This is a genomic window from Rhodoferax ferrireducens T118 (assembly GCF_000013605.1).
Taxonomy (GTDB): Bacteria; Pseudomonadota; Gammaproteobacteria; order Burkholderiales; family Burkholderiaceae_C; genus Rhodoferax; species Rhodoferax ferrireducens.
The window spans coordinates 2,680,714-2,702,001 of record NC_007908.1; the positions used below are offsets into that span (position 1 = coordinate 2,680,714).

At 56.7% G+C, this 21,288-nt stretch carries 21 protein-coding genes and 1 pseudogene; 15 read left to right on the forward strand and 7 right to left on the reverse strand.

The window, feature by feature from the left end; all coding sequences use genetic code 11:
• Positions 1-20: 20 nt before the first annotated feature.
• A pseudogene (locus RFER_RS23490) lies at positions 21-431 on the reverse strand (transposase); the annotation flags it as partial.
• Between the two features lie 473 nt (positions 432-904).
• Here RFER_RS23490 and RFER_RS12295 point away from each other — a divergent pair.
• From RFER_RS12295 to RFER_RS12305, 3 genes are all read left to right on the forward strand, one after another.
• Positions 905-1,648, forward strand: a complete 744-nt coding sequence (locus RFER_RS12295) for an NAD(P)H-dependent oxidoreductase (RefSeq protein WP_011464719.1) — start codon at positions 905-907, stop codon at positions 1,646-1,648.
• Between the two features lie 67 nt (positions 1,649-1,715).
• Positions 1,716-2,087 carry a hypothetical protein gene (locus RFER_RS12300; RefSeq protein WP_011464720.1) on the forward strand — a complete coding sequence of 124 codons (372 nt, stop codon included), beginning with the start codon at positions 1,716-1,718 and terminating at the stop codon, positions 2,085-2,087.
• A gap of 53 nt (positions 2,088-2,140) precedes the next feature.
• Complete coding sequence (locus RFER_RS12305) at positions 2,141-2,593, forward strand: pyridoxamine 5'-phosphate oxidase family protein (protein ID WP_011464721.1); 453 nt, start codon at positions 2,141-2,143, stop codon at positions 2,591-2,593.
• Positions 2,594-2,848: 255 nt separating this feature from the next.
• Here the strand turns inward: RFER_RS12305 and RFER_RS12310 are convergent, their stop codons facing one another.
• Complete coding sequence (locus tag RFER_RS12310; protein WP_011464722.1) at positions 2,849-3,544, reverse strand: SDR family oxidoreductase; 696 nt, start codon at positions 3,542-3,544, stop codon at positions 2,849-2,851.
• A gap of 119 nt (positions 3,545-3,663) precedes the next feature.
• Between RFER_RS12310 and RFER_RS12315 the strand changes: the two genes are divergently transcribed.
• Positions 3,664-3,861, forward strand: coding sequence for a hypothetical protein (locus RFER_RS12315; RefSeq protein ID WP_041790664.1), 198 nt, complete (start codon positions 3,664-3,666; stop codon positions 3,859-3,861).
• Positions 3,862-4,077: 216 nt separating this feature from the next.
• On the opposite strand, the gene RFER_RS12320 is transcribed toward RFER_RS12315, so the two are convergent.
• A complete protein-coding gene (locus RFER_RS12320; protein ID WP_011464723.1) occupies positions 4,078-5,052 on the reverse strand; it encodes a LysR family transcriptional regulator in 975 nt (324 codons plus the stop codon).
• A gap of 196 nt (positions 5,053-5,248) precedes the next feature.
• Between RFER_RS12320 and RFER_RS12325 the strand changes: the two genes are divergently transcribed.
• From RFER_RS12325 to RFER_RS25115, 11 genes are all read left to right on the forward strand, one after another.
• A complete protein-coding gene (locus RFER_RS12325) occupies positions 5,249-6,310 on the forward strand; it encodes an NAD(P)-dependent alcohol dehydrogenase (protein WP_011464724.1) in 1,062 nt (353 codons plus the stop codon).
• Positions 6,307-6,891, forward strand: a complete 585-nt coding sequence (locus tag RFER_RS12330) for an NAD(P)H-binding protein (protein WP_011464725.1) — start codon at positions 6,307-6,309, stop codon at positions 6,889-6,891. Before RFER_RS12325 ends, RFER_RS12330 begins: the two co-directional genes overlap by 4 nt.
• A 53-nt stretch (positions 6,892-6,944) precedes the next feature.
• Entirely contained in the window at positions 6,945-7,751 is an 807-nt protein-coding gene (locus tag RFER_RS12335; RefSeq protein ID WP_049765745.1) for a (R)-mandelonitrile lyase, read from the forward strand.
• Between the two features lie 66 nt (positions 7,752-7,817).
• Positions 7,818-8,900, forward strand: coding sequence for an alpha/beta hydrolase (locus RFER_RS12340; RefSeq protein WP_041790667.1), 1,083 nt, complete (start codon positions 7,818-7,820; stop codon positions 8,898-8,900).
• Between the two features lie 31 nt (positions 8,901-8,931).
• Positions 8,932-10,377 carry an MFS transporter gene (locus RFER_RS12345; RefSeq protein ID WP_011464728.1) on the forward strand — a complete coding sequence of 482 codons (1,446 nt, stop codon included), beginning with the start codon at positions 8,932-8,934 and terminating at the stop codon, positions 10,375-10,377.
• 28 nt (positions 10,378-10,405) lie between these two features.
• Complete coding sequence (locus RFER_RS12350) at positions 10,406-11,401, forward strand: aldo/keto reductase (protein WP_011464729.1); 996 nt, start codon at positions 10,406-10,408, stop codon at positions 11,399-11,401.
• 39 nt (positions 11,402-11,440) lie between these two features.
• Positions 11,441-12,424, forward strand: a complete 984-nt coding sequence (locus tag RFER_RS12355; RefSeq protein WP_011464730.1) for an aldo/keto reductase — start codon at positions 11,441-11,443, stop codon at positions 12,422-12,424.
• 430 nt (positions 12,425-12,854) lie between these two features.
• Positions 12,855-13,748, forward strand: a complete 894-nt coding sequence (locus tag RFER_RS12360) for a chromate resistance protein ChrB domain-containing protein (protein ID WP_341799092.1) — start codon at positions 12,855-12,857, stop codon at positions 13,746-13,748.
• Positions 13,735-14,928, forward strand: coding sequence for a chromate transporter (locus tag RFER_RS12365; protein WP_011464732.1), 1,194 nt, complete (start codon positions 13,735-13,737; stop codon positions 14,926-14,928). The genes RFER_RS12360 and RFER_RS12365 overlap by 14 nt, the downstream gene beginning before the upstream one ends.
• A 15-nt stretch (positions 14,929-14,943) precedes the next feature.
• Positions 14,944-15,315 carry a rhodanese-like domain-containing protein gene (locus RFER_RS12370; RefSeq protein WP_011464733.1) on the forward strand — a complete coding sequence of 124 codons (372 nt, stop codon included), beginning with the start codon at positions 14,944-14,946 and terminating at the stop codon, positions 15,313-15,315.
• Positions 15,275-15,556: a chromate resistance protein ChrB domain-containing protein gene (locus RFER_RS25115; RefSeq protein WP_011464734.1), complete on the forward strand. Its 282-nt coding sequence runs from the start codon at positions 15,275-15,277 to the stop codon at positions 15,554-15,556. The genes RFER_RS12370 and RFER_RS25115 overlap by 41 nt, the downstream gene beginning before the upstream one ends.
• A gap of 670 nt (positions 15,557-16,226) precedes the next feature.
• Here RFER_RS25115 and RFER_RS12375 read toward each other — a convergent pair.
• The 4 genes from RFER_RS12375 to RFER_RS12390 all read right to left on the reverse strand — a co-directional run bounded on the left by RFER_RS12375 (position 16,227) and on the right by RFER_RS12390 (position 21,258).
• Positions 16,227-16,424, reverse strand: coding sequence for a YbdD/YjiX family protein (locus RFER_RS12375; RefSeq protein WP_041792164.1), 198 nt, complete (start codon positions 16,422-16,424; stop codon positions 16,227-16,229).
• Between the two features lie 4 nt (positions 16,425-16,428).
• Positions 16,429-18,489, reverse strand: a complete 2,061-nt coding sequence (locus RFER_RS12380) for a carbon starvation CstA family protein (RefSeq protein WP_011464736.1) — start codon at positions 18,487-18,489, stop codon at positions 16,429-16,431.
• 271 nt (positions 18,490-18,760) lie between these two features.
• Positions 18,761-19,477: a two-component system response regulator BtsR gene (gene btsR, locus RFER_RS12385; RefSeq protein WP_011464737.1), complete on the reverse strand. Its 717-nt coding sequence runs from the start codon at positions 19,475-19,477 to the stop codon at positions 18,761-18,763.
• On the reverse strand, positions 19,471-21,258 hold the full coding sequence (locus RFER_RS12390) for a sensor histidine kinase (RefSeq protein WP_279587672.1): 1,788 nt from the start codon (positions 21,256-21,258) through the stop codon (positions 19,471-19,473). The genes btsR and RFER_RS12390 overlap by 7 nt, the downstream gene beginning before the upstream one ends.
• Positions 21,259-21,288 lie beyond the last annotated feature (30 nt).

Below are 21,288 nucleotides of genomic sequence, written 5' to 3' on the forward strand. Positions count from 1 at the left end.
TCTCCATTCGTGCATACGACCTGCGAGAGCAATTTCAGTTGACGGCACATCGCCACAAAGCGGCGGCACACATTGCGGATGCCAACGCCGTTGTCGCGACGGAAATCGGCAATGGTCTTGAAGTCGGGGGCCAAACGTCCGGTGAGCCACATCAGTTCAACGTTGCGTTGGGCTTCGCGCTCCAGACGCCGGCTGGATTGGATGCGATTGAAGTAGCCGTAGAGGTAGAGCTTGAGAAGTACCGCGGGGTGGTAACCGGGTCGTCCTGTGATCGCGGGGACAACGCGTTCAAACCCAAGCCCCGTCAAATCGAGTTCATCAACAAGGACGTCTACAACTCGCACCGGGTTGTTTTCATCAATGTAGTCATCAAGGCACTCTGGCAGCAATGTGACCTGGCTACGGTCACTCCCCTGGATGTATCGCGTCATCTGCGGACCCTCATCAATTCGATGATTTCAATATCAACATTTGAGGGCTCAGCACAGTGGACAGAAAGTTGACGTTTTCACACAACCTCAGTCTTTTGGATTCAGTGGCCGGGAGTTCGGCACTTCTTCACTCGGCCGGCCGCCTTGACATTGAAACGAGCGGACATTGACCTGAGTCAAATATTCTGATGAACCACCGCAGGCTAGTTTGGCGATAGGAACTCCAAATATTCAATGGAGCGGTAGTCCCCAAGTCAGCTTTTTCAGCATCACCGGATGGACCGTCGCCCTCATCGCCACCTTCCAATGGTGATTTTTGGCGCAAGTCGTCAGTGTCTTGCTAATTGTCAAGCGTTAGCGATATACGAGAAGCAGAATTTCAGCGTTGAAGTTGCGCAACCGAATGGCGAGTTGGTGAGCGTGTGTTGCTCAGCACCACCTTGAGAAGACGCAGCGCGGTTGTGGAGTGTGCAATGAAAATTCTGACCGTTTATGCGCATCCGGATCCCAAGTCGTTTTGTCATGCCGTGCTGCAGCAGTTCACCAAGGGACTGGAGGACGCGGGACACACCAACGAAGTGGTTGATCTCTATACCATCGGATTCAATCCCGTTCTCACGACCCGAGATTTTGCCAACTGGCTTCCCGATGAAAACGCACCGGATGTTGTCGAAAAGGTCGTGAAGGAACGTGTGTTCGCTCCCGATGCAGGACTGCTGCAGCGGATTGTCGCGTGGAGCAAGTTTCACAACAAGAGTCCCCTGGGAGTGATGGCCATGCTGCGAAAAATGGGCCCTGCAGACGTTCGGGAACAGCAGCACAAGGTGGCAGACGCGCAAGCGCTGGTCCTTATTTCCCCCGTTTGGTTTGTCGGATTCCCGGCGATCCTCAAGGGTTGGATTAAGCGGGTATTTACGCTTGGGTTTGCCTTCTCCTTGACGTCAGCCGGCTGGCGAGGTGACATCGAGGGTCGAATCGGTCTCCTCAAGCACGAGAAGGCCTTGATCATCAACACCACGATCTTCAACGAAGAGTCCTATCAGGAACGTGGACTACGCGAAGCCATGCGGCGGCTCATCGACGACTTCTGTTTTCACTACCCCGGAATTCAAGCCGTCGAACATGAGTTTTTTTATGCAGTGAATATGGCGGACAAAGACACCCTGCAAGGGTATTTGGAGCGCGCCTATCGACTGGGTAAGGAATTCTCGCAATAGCGAGTTTGGGCCAATTTCACGATGAAGTTGGATTTACTGAGCACTGGACGAAGAAACGAGGTGTCACATGAGGGATATTCGAATTGATGTAACGAATGAAGCAAAGCAAGTCGTCGCCAAGACCATCGAGAGGATCGGTTGGGGCCTTCTCTTCATCTGGGTAGGAATTGCTTTCCTCGCCAACGTTGGCTGGGGCGGGGGTCTCGTTGGAATAGGCGTCATCATCCTTGGCGCTCAGGCGGCGCGGACGTACTTTGGGCTGAAACTTGACAAGTTTGGGCTGGCGCTCGGCGTGGGCTTTGCAGTGGCCGGCTTTTCGCGACTGTTTCACCTGCAGTTGGACAAGGCGCCGATCTCGGGTTGGCTCGTTCCCATCCTGTTCATCGTTGCTGGCGTAGCTGCTCTTGTATCTGCATGGCGGCACAGGCCGGGCGCTTGAACAAGCCAAGAATGTTGTGGAACTTTACCTGTTAACGATTGTGGAGGCGACTCATGGATGACGAAATCAGACGGAAAATCTTGGCACTGTTGGACCAACATCGGATCATGACGGTTGCGACGCTACGACCGGATGGCTGGCCGCAGGCAACGACTGTCGGCTACGCGAACGAGGGCCTGATCCTGTATTTTCTCTGCGGGCTGGACAGTCAGAAGGCAAAGAACCTGGCGCGAGATGATCGGCTCTCGCTGACGATCGATCACGACACGGCGGATTTGATGACGATCACCGGCCTGTCGATGGCAGCACGCGCGCATGCGGTGGTTGATCAGGCCGAAGCGGAGAAAATCTTGCGCATGCTACCGCTGAAATACCCTGAGGTGAAACCTCTGCCGATGAAGATGCCGAGCCCGGACGAAGTCCGCCTGTTCCGCGTAACGCCCTCGGTCATTTCCGTCCTTGATTACTCCAAGGGCTTCGGGCATACGGATCTCGTCATTTGCTGATTGCATCATTCTCACGGGCTGAATGTCATCCGCGACTCGGATGTTCTCCAAACCCGAATGGCCGCATCTGGCTGACACCAAGTGGTTGATGGCGGGTGTTGTAGGCATTCAACTGACAGCCAGTTTGGCGACACTCGCCACTAGGTTTGAGTGGCCGGTATGGAGCAAGCAGATTGAACAGTTGTACAGCCCCTCTGTGACTGAACCTGCCGCATAACGTTAGGTTCTGCTCATGCCACGTATCACGTTTTCAAACTACCAAGGCAATTCCCGCCCGTCGTAATTGAAAAAGTGGCCGCTGTCCAACAGGGTTACTCGATCAAACAACGCTTGTTGTCCGGCAACACATTGCGCGACCGTCACGGGTGCACCTGCACCACCCATGCGCGTCTGCACCCAACCTGGATGCAGAGCGACGGTAATCACGCCACGCGACCTCAGATCGTTTGACATGCTTTTGGCCACCATGTTGAGTGCGGCCTTGGATACCCGGTATGCGTAGTAGCCGCCTGAGCTGTTGTCACCGATGGAACCCATCTGGCTTGACTGAAGTGCGATCAACTTGTTGGCTGAGTTCGCCACGTTGTCTGCAAGGGCTTCGGCAAGTTTTAACGGGGCCAGTGAATTAACCCGGACAAGGTGCAGCACTTCTTCAACATCGACAGAGCCGAACGACTGTTTTCGCTCGCCCATGACACCGGCGTTGGCAAACAAAAGATCAATGGACGTGTCACCCAGCGCGGCCTTCAAACCAGCCGGGGCTGCGGGATCAGACGCGTCATAGGGCAAGACCGTGATGAAGTTGCCAGGTGTATCGGCCAGTTTATGCAATTCCACGGCATCAGTTGGTGATCTGACGGCGGCGAGAACTTGAATGCCACGCTTGGCAAAGCGATGCACGTGCTCCAGACCGATGCCACGGTTGGCGCCGGTAATCAGGACGGTTTTCATAGGGATCCTTTTGTAGTTACGGCAGCTTACTGCTTCCGGCGCTGTCCAGACTGCCGACAAGCACAAAGCCTGGCCGCTTCTGCGGTCTCAAACGCCTGCAAGCACACACACTGGGTGCCATGTCCATCCAGATCGTTGTCCTCACGCCGACCCTGAACGCCATGTCTGTCGCCATCCGCAAATTCATGGCCGCCTTGCTGACTGACAGCTTGTTGCCTTCAACGGCTGGTTTGGAGCAGGCAGATCGGAAATCTCTGCACCCGCTTTGTGTCTTCCGGAGCCAGTCAACTTTCTCCGAAGCCGACCGTCAAAATTGAACGTCAGCAATGGGGAAAACCGTAATTCGGTTGAGCAGCGTAAAGAGTCACTCACGACCGGCAGCTTACTGGTTGTCCAATTCAACGCGGATCAAAACCATAAATGGCGTCTGACGATGCAGCATGTGCGGGCATTGGCGAATTGCTGCTTGCTGAACGCCCAATTCGCTCTCTGTTAGATACGGTTGCCGCGTTCGGCCAGTATGGTGTCCTGTTTCAACGGTGGTGGTTGCCCAATTTCCGCCCAGCCGCCTCAGCCGAAGTGAGTTCCCTTTTTGACAGCATGACCGCAGCACCCCCATGCAAACGCTCCACCGCCAAATCGATAAAAGCGCGCACCCGAGCCGGCTGCGAGGTACGGCTGCCGTAGTAGACATAAACGCTCATGTGATCCGTCATATGTTGCGTGAGTATAGGGACCAAACGCCCTTCGCGAATGAGCGGTGCGGCAGACATGCCAGACAGCTGAGCAATGACCTGACCGGACAGCACAGCTTGAAGTTCCAACTCAGTATCGTTGGTCGAAAGGGCCAGGGGCATATCGCGATGGACGACTTCACCATCAACCTGCAAATACCACGGCAGTACCTGCCCTGTGCCAGGATGGCGAAAAACGCTGCAGCGGTGTGAGGCCAGTTCTTCCAATGTCCTTGGCGCGCCGTGGCGGGCCAGGTAATCCGGTGCTGCACAGATGATCAGTTGCACCGGGAACAGCCGCCGCGCGATCAATCCGTCCTGGGGTGGTGCGCCAATGCGAAACCCCACATCCACTCGGTCCTGCACCCAGTTTCCAATGCTGTCATCGAGTTGCACATCGGGCTGTACATCCGGGTGTTGTCGGCAGAACTCGTCGATCACCGGCCATAGCAGGGGGACAAAGGAGGACTGGGGACCCACGATACGCAAGGGCCCGGCGATGTCGTCCTTGGACGCGCGAACGCGCTGTAGTGCCCGCTCCAGCGCTGCCAATGCGGGCTGAGTGGCCTCAAGCAACTGCCGGCCCTCGTCGGTCAGCGCCAAATTGCGTGTCGTGCGGTGCAGCAATCGGACGCCCAGGTGTTGTTCCAGTTGTGCCAGTGTCTGGCTGGCCGCCTGAGGAGAGACACCTTGCGCGACGGCGGCACGCCGCAGGCTGCCCAACTCCACCGCCTTGGCGAAGGTGGCAATCGCACGCAGTTCATTCATGGGCATGGTTGGAACTCCTTGGTTGCCCTCCATTATCAAGTTTTACTTGCTTCTTGCACAAGGAATCAGGGGCTAGTCCGTCGAAACAGATCGCCCTAAAGTCACGTCACTGCCAAACGACAACGCAACTGCAATGAGCCCATGCCCGCAGAGCGTCTCAAGAATGGCTGCTATCAAGACCTATCCAAGGAGTATTGACATCATGACCACCAACGTCCGCAGCTACGCTGCCCATTCCCCCACCAGTCCATTGGGCTTGTTCCGCTTCGACCGGCGCAGCCCAAGGGACAACGACGTGGTCATCGAAGTCCTCTACTGCGGGGTCTGCCACTCGGACGTGCACAACGTGCGCAATGACTGGGGCAACGCCAATTACCCGATGGTGCCGGGCCACGAGATCATCGGTCGCGTGGTTGATGTTGGCGCCCAGGTGACGCGCTTCAAGGCCGGCGACCGCGTCGGCGTAGGCTGCATGGTGGATTCGTGCCGCCACTGCGCCGCCTGCGGCAAGGGCTGGGAGCAGTACTGCGAAAGCGGCGCCACCTACACCTACAACGGCGAGGACCGTATTGATGGCACACGCACGCAAGGCGGCTACTCAGAAACAATCGTCGTCACACAAGACTTTGTGTTGAAAGTGCCGGATGGCCTGGACCTGGCTGGCGCCGCGCCGCTCTTGTGTGCCGGCATCACCACCTATTCGCCGCTGCGCCACTGGAAGGTGGGCGCCGGCAGCAAGGTGGCCGTTGTGGGCCTGGGTGGCTTGGGCCACATGGGCCTGAAGCTGGCCAAGGCCATGGGTGCCGAGGTCACACTGTTCACCCGGTCGCCGGGCAAAGAGGCTGACGCGCGCCGACTGGGAGCCGACCAGGTTGTGCTGTCCACCGACGAAGCGCAGATGGCCGAAGTCGCTGGCCGCTTCGACCTGATCATCGACACCGTGCCCTATGTGCACGACGTCAACCCCTATATGCCGACGCTCGCCATCGGCGGCACACTGGTGCTGGTGGGTTACCTCGGTCCGCTGGATCCGATGCTGAACTCCGCTCCTCTGGTGATGAACCGCAAGGCAGTGGCAGGCTCGCTGATTGGTGGCATTGCCGAAACGCAGGAGATGCTGGACTTCTGCGGCCAGCACGGCATCACCTCTGACATTGAAGTGATCAACATCCAGGACATCAACGAGGCCTATGAGCGCCTGCTCAAGAGCGACGTGAAGTACCGCTTTGTGATTGACATGGCGTCGCTGAAGGACGCAGCATGACCCGCATCCTCATCCTCGGCGCCAACGGGCAAGTCGCGCGCCATACAACGGCGTTCTTCTTACAGCGCACCGACGCGCATCTCACCCTGTTCCTGCGCCGTGCCAGCCGCCTCAAGAACCCGGACCCGGCGCGGGCCAGCGTGGTTGAAGGCGATGTGACCTACCGCGAAGCGCTCAGGGCCGCCATGCAGGGACAGGACGTGGTCTTTGCCAGCCTTACCGGCGACATGGCCAAGCAGGCCCGGACGATCGTGGACGCGATGCACGCGGCCGGATTGAAGCGGCTGATCTTCATCAGCTCCATGGGCATCTACAGCGAAGTGCCGGGGGAGAAATACGCCAGCGTGCTTGACCCCTACCGAGATTCAGCCGCCGTAATCGAGGCATCTGACCTCGACTACACCATCCTGCGACCAGGCTGGTTCACCCATGGTGCCGAGATCGACTACCAGCTCACGCAGAAAGGCGAGTCATTCCGGGGTCATGACGTGTCGCTCAACAGCCTGTCTGATTTGATTGTGAAACTTGCACTATCTCCGACGCTGGAGGTGCGCCGCAGCCTGGGTGTAAGCCGGGCGTGACGTTCAAGCTCTCAACATAAAGGTCTCTGATGAAAACGATCCTCGCAACAACGATGCTTGTTTCTCTGCTGAATCCGCTTTCAGCTCAAACAGTGAGTGCCAACAGTGCGGGGTCTGAACCTGCGCTTGTTATTTCTCGATCAGGCACGCGGCCACCAGGTCAGGGGTCAACCGAGAACTTCACCGGTTCAGTGAAGATTGACTACCTCTTTAGAGCAGAGGAGCCTAAACGCGCATCCGGGGCTTACGTCACGTTTTCCCCAGGAGCGCGCACTGCATGGCACACCCACCCGTTGGGTCAGACGCTGATCGTCACCGCCGGTGTCGGACGTGTTCAGCGCTGGGGGGAAGCCATTGAAGAAATCAGGCCTGGCGATGTGGTGCGGATCCCGCCTGGTGTGAAACACTGGCATGGGGCTGCACCGAATAACGCCATGACGCATTTGGCAGTGCAGGAGCAAAAGGATGGCAAGACGGTCGCCTGGTTGGAACAGGTCAGCGACGAGCAATACCTGCCAGCATCGATGGGGGCAGCCAAAACTTCACCAACCCCCTCCCGAGCGCAGCAGTTGTTTGGTGACGTTGCTCCCAAGTTGGCGGATCTGACCGACAACGTGCTTTATGGCGATGTGTGGGCGCGACCGGGTTTGTCGCCACGTGATCGCAGCCTTGTGACAGTGAGCGCACTGATCGCGATGAATCGGCCTGACCAATTGCGTTCGCACATGACTCTTGCCCGCCAGAACGGACTCTCGCAAGACGAGTTGATTGAAACAGTCACTCACCTGGCCTTCTACGCCGGTTGGCCCAGTGCCGTGTCTGCGGCCACCATGGCCAAGGAAGTGTTTGCCAAACCCTGACCCCATCTTTGTACTGAGGGATGACCCGCCATGAGCACACGCATTTGCAGCAAGTTTTCACATCGGATGTCACTTAAGACAGTGCTGGCCGGACCGCTACTCCTGTTCGCAACGCTTGCCATACCTGCAGTCGTATCCGCCGCGCAAGCAGGAGCCCGTGCGCCGTTGGTCATTCAAGCGCAAGGCAGTTTTGCGGTTGGCGGTACTGTCATTCAAAACCCAGGCACCTTTGACCAGTTCAAACCCAGTCCAGAGGGACAGAGCTTCCACGGCGATCACGCCTATGTGTACTACCAGGTGCCGGTCAATGCACGGCCGTTGCCACTGGTCATGTGGCATGGGGCCGGGCAATCCTCCAAGACATGGGAGACCACGCCGGACGGTCGCGAGGGATTTCAAAACATCTTTGTGCGCCGCGGCTTCCCCGTCTACCTGCTGGATCAACCGCGCCGAGGCAAGGCTGGACGCAGTACCGTACCTTTCAATGTGACGACCAACCCGGATGAGCAGATATGGTTCAACCAATTTCGGCTCGGTGTGTGGCCAAATTTCTTCACCAATGCGCAGTTCTCACACGACCCGGAGGCACTGGACCAGTATTTCCGCCAGATGGCCCCAAATACTGGCCCTTATGACGCTGAAGTGATTTCAGATGCCACTGCAGCACTGTTCAAAAGAATCGGGCCTGGCGTCTTGATTACGCACTCTCAGGCAGGTGGTCCGGGCTGGTTGGCTGCAATGAAGGCCCCCAATGTGCGCGCCATCGTTTCCTATGAGCCGGGAAGTGGTTTTGTGTTCCCCAAAGAAGAGTTGCCCGCGCCATTGAAGAGCGCCGGTGGCTCGCTGGAAGCGGTAGGCGTTTCTATGGATGACTTCATGAAACTCACCCGCATTCCAATCATCATCTTCTACGGCGACAACATTCCCGCCAAGCCAATGGCCAACCCGGGGCAAGACTCCTGGCGCATCAGACTGGAGATGGCGCGCCTGTGGCGAGATGCGGTAAATCGCCACGGCGGGGATGTCACGGTTGTGCATTTGCCCGAAGTGGGCATCCGCGGCAATACGCACTTCGCATTCTCGGACCTCAACAACGCAAATATTGCTGACTTGCTGTCGAACTTCCTGAAGTCCAGGCACTTGGACTAAGGAACACAACCTTTTGAGATCGAGAATTCAAATGAACAGTCTAGAACCCACCTCACCTGCGCGACCTGCAAGTGAGAGCCATCGTCAGAACGGCACCAACCAGGCCGCAGTTCTGACCATCATCGTGACAAGCTACCTCATGTTGGTGGTGGACATCTCTATCGTCCTGACGGGATTGCCCAATATCCAGGCAGAACTGGGTTTCTCGCATGCGGAGCTTTCGTGGGTTCAGAACGCCTACACATTGGCCTTTGGCGGGTTCCTGCTGCTGGGCGCGCGTGCCGGTGACATCTTGGGTCGCCAGCGCATGTTCATTGCCGGACTGACTCTTTTTACAGCGGCTTCCATGGCTATCGGCCTTGCGCCATCACCGACCTGGCTGCTGCTTGGGCGTGCCATTCAGGGCGTGGGGGCCGCGATTCTGGCTCCCTCTACCCTTGCATTGCTTTCCATCCACTTTGCGCAAGGTCATGAGCGGACCCGTGCGCTTGCGCTGTATGCGGCGGCAGCCGGAGTCGGGGCCAGTTTGGGCCTGGTTCTGGGCGGACTTGTTGCACAAGTGATCTCTTGGCGTGTTGGTTTTTTTATCAACCTCCCCATCGGCATCGCACTGATACTCGGTGCAAAGCGCTATCTTGTTGAAACTCCGTTGAAGTCAGGCCAGCTCGATCTGGCCGGAGCGGTAAGCTCCACGTTGGGCATGAGTGTTCTTGTCTTTGGCATCGTTCGTTCTGCCGAGTTGGGCTGGGGTGACTCCGTTACCACTGCAGCCCTGGTCGCTGGGTTGACGCTGCTGACGTTCTTCGTCATCCATGAATCAGGTGCCAGCGAGCCCATTCTCCCCTTGCACCTGTTTGCCAATCGTGAACGCAGCGCGGCCTACGCGGCCCGGATGTTGTTCTTGGGGGGCATGGTGGGCTTCTGGTTCTTCACCACGCAATTCCTGCAAGGGGTGTTGATGTACAAGCCCTTGCATGCTGGTCTTGCATTTCTGCCAACGACGATTCCCAACTTTGTCGCGGCCGTGTTGGTACCTCGATTAACACGCAAGTTCGGCAATGCAAGGCTGCTTGCAGTGGGACTGGTCTTTGCCATAGTTGGCATGGCCTGGATTGCCCAAATTTCGGAGCATTCGCCTTACATCACGGGGATCGCACTTCCGATGATTCTGATTGGCATGGGTCAAGGATTTGCTTTGGCGCCCCTAACGGTCGCTGCCTTGACAGATGTCGCCAGTGAAGATGCGGGTGCCGCCTCTGGTCTTGTGAACGTTGCTCACCAGTTGGGCGGATCCTTGGGGCTCAGCGTTCTGGTCGTGGTGTTTGCAACGGGTGGTTCAGTTGCGATGGATGCCTCAGGTCAATTGGCTCACCACATTGCGAACACCTTCACCGCAAGCGCTGTCATGTTGTCGATCTCATTGGTGCTTGTGCTCTCATTCATCGTTCGCCCGCGAACGCAACTTTGCCCCCAGTAATGGGGTCACCTACAAAAGGAATCAAACTATGTTGAAAAGAGAACTTGGAACTTGTGGGCTTGAGGTATCTGCCATCGGACTGGGCTGCATGGGTTTGAGCCCCGTTTACGGTCCAACCGTGGACAAGGAGGCTGCCATTTCCTTGATCCGATCTGCCTTTGATGAGGGCGTGACCTTTTTCGATACGGCGGAAGCCTATGGCCCTTTCACCAATGAAATCATCGTTGGAGAAGCCCTGGCACCGATTCGGGACAAGGTGGTGATCGCCACCAAGTTCGGCTTTGACATCGATCTGACTACGGGCGAACGCCAAGGCGGCGTGAACAGCCGTCCCGAACATATCAAGGCCGTTGCCGAAGCATCCCTGAAGCGACTTGGCGTTGAAACCATTGATCTCTTTTATCAGCACAGGGTTGACCCTTCGGTGCCCATTGAGGATGTGGCTGGCGCGGTCAAAGAGCTGATTCAGGAGGGCAAGGTCAAATACTTCGGGCTCTCAGAGGCAGCAGCGCAGACGATTCGACGAGCCCATGCGGTCCAACCCGTTTCGGCGGTTCAGAGCGAGTATTCGCTGTGGTGGCGTGGCGCGGAGGCGGAAATCCTGCCAACACTGCAAGAACTGGGTATTGGCTTTGTTTGCTTCAGTCCCTTGGGAGCAGGTTTCCTCACGGGCAAGATCGACGAAACCACCAAGTTCGACAGTTCGGATTTTCGTGCCAAGGTTCCGCGCTTTGCACCGGAGGCGATGAAGGCGAACATGGCACTGGTTGATCTCGTACGTGACGTAGCTGCACGAAAGAAGGCCACTCCCGCACAAATCGCCCTTGCCTGGCTGCTGGCGCAAAAGCCGTGGATCGTACCGATTCCAGGTACCACGAAGTTGCACCGTCTCCAAGAGAATCTCGGGGCGGTTGCGGTCGAACTCACGGCTGACGATCTCCATGAAATCGACGCAGCCGAATCGAAGATCACGCTGCAGGGTTCCCGGCTTCCCGAAAGTGTGCTGAAGATGACCGGGTTGTAAGCCAGGGCATAGCTCATCTGGAAACAAGGAGTTCACAAAATGCAAACACGCAAACTCGGAAACAGCAACCTTGAAGTCTCGGCCATCGGGCTTGGCTGCATGGGCATGAGCATGGCCTACGGCCCGCCTGCGGACAAGAAGGAAATGATCACGTTGATACACAAAGCCGTCGAAAACGGTGTCACATTCTTTGACACAGCCGAAATCTACGGCCCGTTCACGAACGAGGAACTCGTGGGTGAAGCCCTCGCGCCCTTTCGCGGGAAAGTGGCGATAGCCACAAAGTTCGGGATCAAGTTGGAAGGTGGACAGCAGGTCACGAATAGTCGGCCCGAGCACATCAGGCAGAGCCTGGAGGGCTCGCTCAAGCGACTCAGGGTCGATTCCGTTGACCTCTACTACCAACACCGCGTTGACCCGGAGGTGCCGATCGAAGACGTGGCGAGCGCAGTAAAAGATTTGATTCAGGAAGGCAAGGTCAAGCACTTTGGCCTGTCTGAAGCTGGCGTAAAAACGATACGTCGTGCGCATGCGGTTCAGCCGGTCACAGCCATCCAGAGCGAATATTCATTGTGGTGGCGACGCCCCGAAGTGGAACTTCTGCCGGCACTCGAAGAGCTGGGGATCGGGTTTGTTCCATTCAGCCCACTCGGCAAAGGCTTCCTCACAGGAAAGATCGACGAAAAAACGAAGTTCGACAAAGACGACTTTCGCAACATCGTGCCTCGCTTTACGCAGGAAGCGCGCAAGGCGAATCAGGTCCTGGTAGAGCTGCTGGCACGGGTCGCTGCACAGAAGAAGGCGACACCAGCCCAGATCGCGCTCGCCTGGCTGCTCGCGCAGAAACCGTGGATTGTTCCAATCCCAGGTACAACGAAGCTCGCACGACTGGACGAGAACATCGGATCGACAGCAGTCCAACTCACACCCGACGATCTCCGCGAGATCGACACCGCCGCATCGAAAATCTCCGTGCAAGGAGATCGATATCCCGAAGCACTGGAAAAACGAACCGGCCTTTGAGTGTTCCGCAACAACCGGCGCGACCCACAAGGCAACTCAATCAAACGGGGCGGATATAAATGGCGGGTTTGGAGCGAGCAGTTCCGAAAGCCGAATATCGCTTCCGTGTCTGAAGCCGGTATTGGCCTGGAAAACTGTTCGGGACAGCTGCCACCGTCGAGAACAGACACATAAGCCGTTCACGACAGGCAGCTTACCGGTTACCCAATTCGACTCCGGTGAGAAGCCGATCATGGCGTTCGGCACCGTGCCTTAGCGGGTACAAAGTCTTCCTGAGTGAATGTCCGATGTTGTTGGAAGCAGCCATGGAGGCAGCGTTGGTATTGGTTAATAATATTTGCAATGATTACTGCATTTATGTAGTATCTATTGCATGAAATATTGGCTATCCCTGATCATCAGTCTCCCCACCGAGAACGCGAACACCCGTATGCGAACTTGGCGTGTGCTCAAGGCCTCCGGTGCTGCAGTGCTGCGCGACGGTGTTTACCTGATGCCCGAACGGGATGCGTGCCGGTCAGTCTTTCAGAGCGTGGCAGCTGAAATTTCCGGCTCAGGTGGCACGTCCTATGTCATCCGAATCGAAGAGCCTGGAGGTGCAGATTTCAAGGCGATGTTTGATCGCAGGGATGAGTTTTCGGTATTGCTTGAGGACATATGGGCTGTAACTGCTGAAGTCAACGAAGAAAGCGCCTCCGAGCAGGCAAAGAAGGCTCGCAAGCTGCGCAAGGCCTTCGCCGGTATTGTAGAAATTGACTTCTTTGGTTCTGAAGCCCAGAAGCAAACCGAAGCTGCATTGCAGGCTTTAGAACTCGCGCTATCCCGAATTCTTTCTCCGGACGAGCCTCACTCGGTCGAAGCCGCCATCGCACAGTTGGACCCCAAAGCCTTCAGGGGCAAAACATGGGCCACACGCCAGCGCCCATGGGTGGACCGTCTTGCAAGCGCATGGTTGATCCGGACCTTCATAGACGTCAAGGCCAAGTTCATATGGCTGGAGAGTCCGAAGAAGTGTCCCAAGGACGCTATCAGCTTTGACTTTGATGGCGCAACCTTCAGCCACATTGGTGCGAGGGTGACTTTCGAGGTCATGCTGGCCAGCTTCAATCTGGAAACACCGCAGCTTCAGCGCATGGGCCACCTGGTGCACTTTCTGGACGTGGGTGGCTTGCAGCCACCGGAAGCTGCCGGGATTGAAAGCGTGCTGGCTGGAATGCGTGAGTCCATCCAGAGTGATGACCGTCTGTTGCAGGCCGCCAGTGCCGTGTTCGATGGTCTGCTGCAGACCTTTTCAAAGGAGGTGATACGCCATGGCAACCAATGAAGTGACACCTGCCACAGCAACCGACGCAATTCGGTACACCTTGTGGCAACTGGTTCTGTACTTCCTGCGCCTGGGAGCCATGGGCTTTGGCGGGCCCGTGGCGCTGGTGGGTTACATGCGCCGCGATCTCGTGGAGCAACGGGGCTGGATTACTGAGGCCGATTACAAGGAAGGCTTGGCACTGGCTCAGTTGGCACCAGGACCCATGGCAGCGCAAACGGCCATCTACTTGGGATATGTTCACTACCGCATCCTCGGTGCCACCCTAGCCGGAATCGCCTTCGTACTGCCATCGTTCTGCATGGTCGTGGTCCTGGGTTGGGCATACAGCCAATTTGGCGGGCTTTCATGGATGCAGGCCGTGTTCTACGGCGTGGGCGCGGCGGTCATTGGCATCATTGCCATCAGTGCGCACAAGTTGACCACAAAATGCATCGGCAAGGACAAGTTACTCTGGGCGATCTTCCTTGTTCTGGCATCCGTCACCGTCATCACCGAGTCGGAAATCGCTTGGTTGTTTCTTGCGGCAGGTGTGGTGACATGGCTTTGGCGTGCTCCTCCCAAACGCTGGAGCGGTGGTGAGCTGGCAGCAGCTCTACCCGTTGACATGGCGCAAACCGGTAGCTTCATGGCGACGCTGGATTGGTCCTTGCTGACGCAGATTGGTGTCTTCTTTGCCAAGGCTGGCGCCTTTGTTTTCGGTTCAGGTTTGGCAATCGTTCCCTTCTTGTATGGCGGCGTAGTCACCGAACACCATTGGCTCAATGAGAAACAGTTCGTTGATGCAGTGGCCGTGGCCATGATCACGCCGGGTCCGGTGGTGATCACCGTGGGCTTCATTGGCTACCTGGTCGCTGGCTTCCCAGGTGCCTGTGTTGCAGCACTTGCGACCTTTTTGCCCTGCTACCTGTTCACCATCATTCCAGCACCGTATTTCAAGAAGTACGGCAAGCTCCCGGCCATCGTGGCATTTGTGGACGGTGTGACTGCAGCGGCCGTGGGCGCCATCACTGGTTCAGTCATCGTGATCGCCAAGCGCAGCATCGTGGATGTGCCCACGGCAGTGATAGCACTGCTGACCGTCGCCATCCTGTGGAGGTACAAGAAGCTACAGGAGCCTGTGGTCGTCGTATCTGCAGCGCTCATCGGACTTATCCTCTATCCGCTTACCCACCCTTGATGTCAGGAGCATCCCATGCGATCTATTTCCGTATCGGAATTGGCGAATCAACTGGAGCGGAGAAAGCCTCTTCGACTGCTCGATGTACGGCGCGCACAAGCGCTCGCGGCGTCGGGTGTGCAGATCGCCGGTGCCCAGTGGAAGGACCCGGCGCTTTGGCTGGATTGGAAAGATGAAATTGCACATGACCTTCCCATCGTTGTGTATTGCGCCCACGGGCACGAAATCAGTCAAGGTCTGACCGCGACACTTCAAGCAATGGGAGCTGACGCCTGTCACTTGGAGGGCGGAATTTCCGCATGGCAGGCACAAGGTCAATCCATCACCCCCGTTCAGATGGAAGGGAGTGCAGCAGAAGTGGATCTCCCGCAAGCGTCCCAAGATTGACCGGATTGCGTTTCCTTGGCTGATCAGGAAATTCATTGATTCCGATGCGGAGTTCCTGTCCGTTGCCGACTCGGAAGGTCGCAAGATTGCTGCAGACACTGGAGCTACCCCGTATGACATAACCGACCGTCAGCTGCTGATGTCTATGTCGGCTTTGGAGAAGGCAGTTCGGCAAACTCTATGTCAGGAATGTGTCTTCCGGAGCCAGTCAACTTTCTCCGAACCCGACCGTCAAAATTGAACGTCAGCAATTGGGAAAAACGTAATTCGGGTGAGCAGCGTAGCCGGACCTTCGCCGCGAGTCAGGAATTTCTGTCGAGTTCTCCGAACCGGTCATTGCCGCTGCTGGTCCAGTTTTGGCATTCTCGGGTTCCAGAAACTCGGAAGCTGTCGTTCGACCGAGGACGCCAGTGTTCTTGGTTGACGGGCTCTTGAGCAGCGTTTGCGGGTGTTGGCCAGCGTCTGCTTCAGGGAAGCTCAATTGCATGCTTTTGATTGCCAGTCAGAAGTAGGTGGTACTGGACGGCTGGTTCCCAAAGAAGCCCTCGGTAGCCTGATCAGAGAGGTCCTGTGCGCAATGCCGCCACTAGCATATCAACCATCATGCAAATGTCACAATAATAAAAATTACTTTGCCTTAATCCCGAGCTTTACGTCAACTTGTCCAGAGGAGGCGATGCTTGTGGATACCTGTGGTAATGATTTCGGCACTGGTACTCATCTTGTTCGTTGTCATTGGACCAGAGCTGAAGACTTCTGGCACCGTGGAGTGGCGGTGGTCCTTGACCCTTGATCCCATCTGAGCGCCATTGAACTCCTTACAAAATTCTACCGGCCGGGCCGGCTTGCTCTGCCTGACTGCACAACCTTTGAAGCCGCGTTTTGATGACTCGCGGCTGCCCTACGCAGGATTAACAACACCCCCCAGACCGCCCGGAGCCGTAACGTGCCTCCTGACGATTCCGGAAGAATTCGATCTCGGTCATGACAGGCAAGTCGGGATGCGTTAGGCGCCTGTGCCTCACATAGGTTTGGTAGTCGGGCAGGCCGACCATTTGCCTTGCAGCCTGCCCGAGGTACTTGCCAACAGTAGACAAATCGTTAAACAGCATGTCAAAGCGCGGCAGGTATGGCCACGTACGGCAGTTCACAACTGGTCATCTTGTCCTCACGCAAAGCCTTCATGCAGGCGATGACCGTGTAGTACAACATGCTAACCACCACGAAGATGAAGAAGACGGCCAGTGCGGCGTCCAAATAATTATTGAAAACAATCTGCTTCATCTGTTCAAGGCTTTTTGCCGGAGCGAGAAGAACGCCTTTGTCCACAGCCGCCTGGAACTTGTTGGCAAGGGCGAGGAAACCAATTTTTGGATTGCTGTCAAAAACCTTTTCCCAGCCCGCCGCCAGGGTGCAAATCAGCAGCCAGGATGTTGGCAAAATCGTGACCCATGCGTATTTTTGCCGCTTCATTTTGAACAGCACCACCGTGCAAAGCATGAGCGCAACGCTAGCGAGCATCTGGTTGGAAATGCCGAAGAGCGGCCACAGGCTGTTGATGCCCCCAAGAGGATCGACTACACCCTGGTAAAGAATATATCCCCAGGCCGCGACGCACAGACCGGTGGCGGTCAGGCTGGCGCCCCAGGAGTTGGTCCGCTTCAAGGAGGGAACGAAGGTGCCCAGCAGGTCCTGCAGCATGAAGCGTCCGGCACGCGTACCGGCGTCACAGGCGGTCAGGATGAATAGCGCCTCGAACAGGATGGCGAAGTGGTACCAGAAGGCCATCATGGCCTTGCCGCCAATCACCTGAGAGAATATTTGGGCCATGCCAACTGCCAGCGTGGGCGCACCGCCCGCACGCGAAAGAATGGAACTCTCACCCACATCCTTTGCGGTTTGAAGCAGCACGTCAGGCGTGATGATAAAACCCCACTGGGAAATGATCTGTGCGGCGCCGTCGACACTCGTGCCAATGATTGCGGCCGGGCTGTTCATGGCGAAATAGACGCCCGGATCGATCACCGAGGCTGTCACGATCGCCATGATGGCCACAAAGGACTCCATCAACATGGCGCCATAACCGATCATGCGGGTATTCTTCTCGTTGTCGAGCAGCTTGGGGGTGGTTCCGGACGCGATCAACGCATGGAATCCCGAGACCGCGCCGCAGGCAATCGTGATAAAAATGAACGGAAAGAGGCTACCCGACCAAGCCGGACCGGTGCCATCGATAAACTGGGTGACCGCTGGCATGCGCAAATTCGGTGCGACAAAGACCATGGCCAGCGCCAAGCCGACGATGGTTCCGATCTTCAGGAAGGTCGACAGATAGTCACGCGGCGCGAGCAGCAGCCACACGGGCAGGACCGAGGCCACAAAACCGTAGATGATCAGCATCCAACTCAGCTGTTTGGCGTCGAAAGTGAACAGCGGCGCCCACGTCGCGCTTTGCGCGACCTGGCCACCAAGGATGATGGAGGCGATAAGCAACACAAAGCCGATGATCGATATTTCGCCCACACGTCCGGGGCGGATATAACGGCTGTAGACGCCCATGAACATGGCAATGACAATCGTAGCGGCCACGGTGAAGGTTCCCCATGGGCTTGCGGCCAGCGCCTTGACCACAATCAGTGCCAGCACCGCGAGGATGATCACCATGATCACAAAAGTGCCGACCAGAGCAATCATGCCCGGAACGAGACCGAGTTCCGACTTGACGAGGTCGCCAAGTGAGCGTCCGTCCCGACGCATTGATACAAACAGCACCATGAAGTCCTGCACCGCGCCCGCAAGCACGACACCGACGATGATCCAGAGCGTTCCCGGCAGGTAGCCCATCTGCGCTGCCAGCACCGGCCCGACCAGGGGGCCCGCACCGGCAATGGCGGCAAAGTGATGGCCGAACAGGACGTACTTGTTGGTTGGAACGAAATCAAGACCGTCGTTGTGGCGCACCGCTGGCGTCGCCCGCGTCGGATCAATTTGCAAGACCTTTTCGGCGATAAACAGGCTGTAGTACCGGTACGCGACCAGGTAGATAGCAACTGCAGCCGTAATGATCCACAAGGCGTTGATGGTTTCGCCCCGGGACAACGCCACGGTGCCAAGGGAAAATACCCCGACCACCGTCAAAAACAACCAAATGGCATGTTTGGAAACGAGATTCATGACCCCTCCAGCAATAAGTTATGGCCAGACGTTCTGTCACGCATTCTGGAAATACCGTTACAGCCGCCTCGAAAAATACCGATCATCCAAGCCTGAAAAACCGGCTACATATCCACCGCTCAAGAAAGTTGGGCTGCTCGCAGCGCCCCTTCCCCCTAGGTAGAGCGGGTGGAATATAGCTGGTTTGAAGGCTGGATTGCCCGCTATCGGGCGAGCGGTTTCCTGAAGGATTGAGCGGTGCCCAAGGCAGTTTGAACGGTGGCCACATCGTTCAGGTAATGAGCAGTCTGTCCTTCACCTCGCGCAGGTACCGACGACTGACGGGGATACATTTGCCGCTGTGGGTGCGGATTTCAGCCACGCCATTCTCCAGCAAGGCGATCTCGGCGATCTGGTCAATGTTGACCAGGTACTGCCGATGACAGCGGATCAGCGGCGTGCGCTCCTGCAGGAGCTTCAAAGTCAGCTCGGTGGTGCCCTGTTGCGTGGCGCCCACCACCTGCACGCCGGCAATGTCGGTGTGAACGAATTCAACGGCATCGAGTTGCAGTAAAAATATTCGGTTGTGGCCAATACAGGGGATTTGCCGCAGCGCACTGCCTGCTCCCGGAACGACCTTGAGCGCGGAATGTGCGCCAGTGCGCAGCCAATTCAGTGTTTTGGCAAGGCGTTGTGGATCAATCGGTTTCAGGAGGTAGTCAGCCGCGTGCTCCTCAAATGCTTGCAGGGCATGCTCGTCGTAGGCGGTCACAAACACGATACGCGGAAGAGCCGAGGATTCGATCATGCTGACCATCTCCAGGCCACTCACGCGCGGCATCTGAATATCCAGGAACACAACGTCCGGACGGAGACGATGGATGGCTGCCAGCCCCTCGATGGCATTGGCGCACTCCCCCAGAATCTCGACATCGGGCTCGACCGCCAGCAGCGCTTTGAGCTCATCCCGGGACGGGGCCTCGTCATCGATGATCAACGCGGTTAGCATGGGACAAGCTCTTCTTCAATGGGTAGGCAGATGGAAACCCTGGTAAGACTCTCTGGCTGGCACGTCACATCGACCCCATAGGCGACGCCGTAGCGCAACTTGATACGTCGATCCACCAGGTTCATGCCCAAGCCGTCGCTATCCGGTCTCGGCTGGTACAGGCCGGCGCTGTCTTCAACGAAAATAGTCAACAATTTGTTTTCCAGCTGCGCGCTGATGGTGATCTTGCCTGGCTCGAGCATCTGCGAAATGCCGTGTTTAATGGCGTTCTCGACAATGGGCTGCAGGGAAAAGGCAGGCAGTCGCAGACCCAACAACTCGTCCGCAATCGCGATTTCGACATTGAGGCGGTCAGGAAAGCGTGCAAGTTCAATGCGCAGATAGGCATCGACGTGTTCGATTTCATCTTTGAGTGTGGCGTCATTGCCGACGCGCTTGAGGCTCTTGCGAAAAAAGGTCGAGAGGTAGTGCACGAGATGTCGAGCCGCTTCCGGATCGCGTCGAATGACCGCCGCCAGCGTATTCAGCGCATTGAATAGGAAGTGCGGATTGATCTGCGCCTGCAGCAGTTTGACTTCTGATTGCGTCAGCAGCCGTTTCTGCTCCTCGATTTTCCCGGCCAGAACCTGATTGGACAAGAGGCGGGCGATACCTTCGCCCAGGGTGCGGTTGAGCGAGGAGAAAAATTTCGATGTCGGCTCATAAAGCTTGATGGTCCCGAATACCCGGTTTTGCTCGCCGCGCAGCGGTATAACCAAGCAGGAACCCAATTTACAGTCCTTTGACACCGAGCAGCAATAGGGTACAGCGGCGCCGTCGGCGTAAACAACTTCATTGTGGGTGATGGCATAAAAAGTGTGCGATGAAGCAATGGGTGTGCCTGGCAGATGGTGATCTGCGCCAACGCCGACAAAACCAAGCAGCTTCTCGCAATCCGTAATGGCGACCGCGCCGACACCGGTTTCTTCCTGAATGATAGTGGCCATACGGGCGCAGTTCTGCTCGTTGAAGCCCTGCATCAATACGCCAACGGAACGCTCGGCAATGCGCAATGCCTTGGCCGAAAATGCAATTGAGTACTTTTCCAATGTCTCCCTGCGATCCAGAATCAAGCGCATGAACAAGGCGGCGCCAAACGAGTTGGTAAGGAGCATCGGCAGAATGATCTGGGCCACCAGATGCTCTGCCTTATCAAATGGCTTGGCCATCAGCAAAATGATGCTCATCTGCGCCAGTTCGGCGACCAGCGTCGTACCGAACGCAATCATCGGGCTGAGCAGCCGGTCGGCTTGATGACGACGCAGCAGATAGAGATGCACGCAGCCGCCGATGATGCCTTCTGTGATGGTCGAAACGGCACAGGCCGAGGCCGAAAAACCACCAAGTGAATAGCGGTGCAGACCGCCAGTAAGTCCGACCGCGAAGCCAACCAGGGGACCACCCAGAAGACCGCCAAGCACGGCACCGATCGCACGCGTATTGGCAATCGCGCCTTCGATCTGGAAGCCAAGATAGGTGCCCATGATGCAAAAGCCCGAGAAAACAAAATAACAGACTAGCTTGTCGGGCAGGCGCACGGTGACCTGCATCAATGGCGCAAATAGTGGCGTCTTGCTCAAGAGGTAGGCAACCACCAGATACACGCACATCTGCTGCATCAGGTCGCCGACCAGAACAAGGTGGTTTATTTCTGTAAACATGGTGTCGACTCCGGGAGGCGTATAAGCCAGTGCTGTCGCTTCTCCCTTGCCGAGGCAGTTGAGACATCGTGTGCAGCGCATTCGTCATTAGGACGCCTATTGCAAACACTG

What these genes read in the sequence shown, in the direction of transcription:
- RFER_RS12295 (WP_011464719.1), top strand. Translation starts at nt 905, where the DNA reads ATGAAAATTCTGACCGTTTATGCGCATCCGGATCCCAAGTCGTTTTGT.
- RFER_RS12300 (WP_011464720.1), top strand. Translation starts at nt 1,716, where the DNA reads ATGAGGGATATTCGAATTGATGTAACGAATGAAGCAAAGCAAGTCGTC.
- RFER_RS12305 (WP_011464721.1), top strand. Translation starts at nt 2,141, where the DNA reads ATGGATGACGAAATCAGACGGAAAATCTTGGCACTGTTGGACCAACAT.
- RFER_RS12310 (WP_011464722.1), bottom strand. Translation starts at nt 3,544, where the DNA reads ATGAAAACCGTCCTGATTACCGGCGCCAACCGTGGCATCGGTCTGGAG.
- RFER_RS12315 (WP_041790664.1), top strand. Translation starts at nt 3,664, where the DNA reads ATGTCCATCCAGATCGTTGTCCTCACGCCGACCCTGAACGCCATGTCT.
- RFER_RS12320 (WP_011464723.1), bottom strand. Translation starts at nt 5,052, where the DNA reads ATGCCCATGAATGAACTGCGTGCGATTGCCACCTTCGCCAAGGCGGTG.
- RFER_RS12325 (WP_011464724.1), top strand. Translation starts at nt 5,249, where the DNA reads ATGACCACCAACGTCCGCAGCTACGCTGCCCATTCCCCCACCAGTCCA.
- RFER_RS12330 (WP_011464725.1), top strand. Translation starts at nt 6,307, where the DNA reads ATGACCCGCATCCTCATCCTCGGCGCCAACGGGCAAGTCGCGCGCCAT.
- RFER_RS12335 (WP_049765745.1), top strand. Translation starts at nt 6,945, where the DNA reads ATGCTTGTTTCTCTGCTGAATCCGCTTTCAGCTCAAACAGTGAGTGCC.
- RFER_RS12340 (WP_041790667.1), top strand. Translation starts at nt 7,818, where the DNA reads ATGTCACTTAAGACAGTGCTGGCCGGACCGCTACTCCTGTTCGCAACG.
- RFER_RS12345 (WP_011464728.1), top strand. Translation starts at nt 8,932, where the DNA reads ATGAACAGTCTAGAACCCACCTCACCTGCGCGACCTGCAAGTGAGAGC.
- RFER_RS12350 (WP_011464729.1), top strand. Translation starts at nt 10,406, where the DNA reads ATGTTGAAAAGAGAACTTGGAACTTGTGGGCTTGAGGTATCTGCCATC.
- RFER_RS12355 (WP_011464730.1), top strand. Translation starts at nt 11,441, where the DNA reads ATGCAAACACGCAAACTCGGAAACAGCAACCTTGAAGTCTCGGCCATC.
- RFER_RS12360 (WP_341799092.1), top strand. Translation starts at nt 12,855, where the DNA reads ATGCGAACTTGGCGTGTGCTCAAGGCCTCCGGTGCTGCAGTGCTGCGC.
- RFER_RS12365 (WP_011464732.1), top strand. Translation starts at nt 13,735, where the DNA reads ATGGCAACCAATGAAGTGACACCTGCCACAGCAACCGACGCAATTCGG.
- RFER_RS12370 (WP_011464733.1), top strand. Translation starts at nt 14,944, where the DNA reads ATGCGATCTATTTCCGTATCGGAATTGGCGAATCAACTGGAGCGGAGA.
- RFER_RS12380 (WP_011464736.1), bottom strand. Translation starts at nt 18,489, where the DNA reads ATGAATCTCGTTTCCAAACATGCCATTTGGTTGTTTTTGACGGTGGTC.
- btsR (WP_011464737.1), bottom strand. Translation starts at nt 19,477, where the DNA reads ATGCTAACCGCGTTGATCATCGATGACGAGGCCCCGTCCCGGGATGAG.
- RFER_RS12390 (WP_279587672.1), bottom strand. Translation starts at nt 21,258, where the DNA reads ATGCGCTGCACACGATGTCTCAACTGCCTCGGCAAGGGAGAAGCGACA.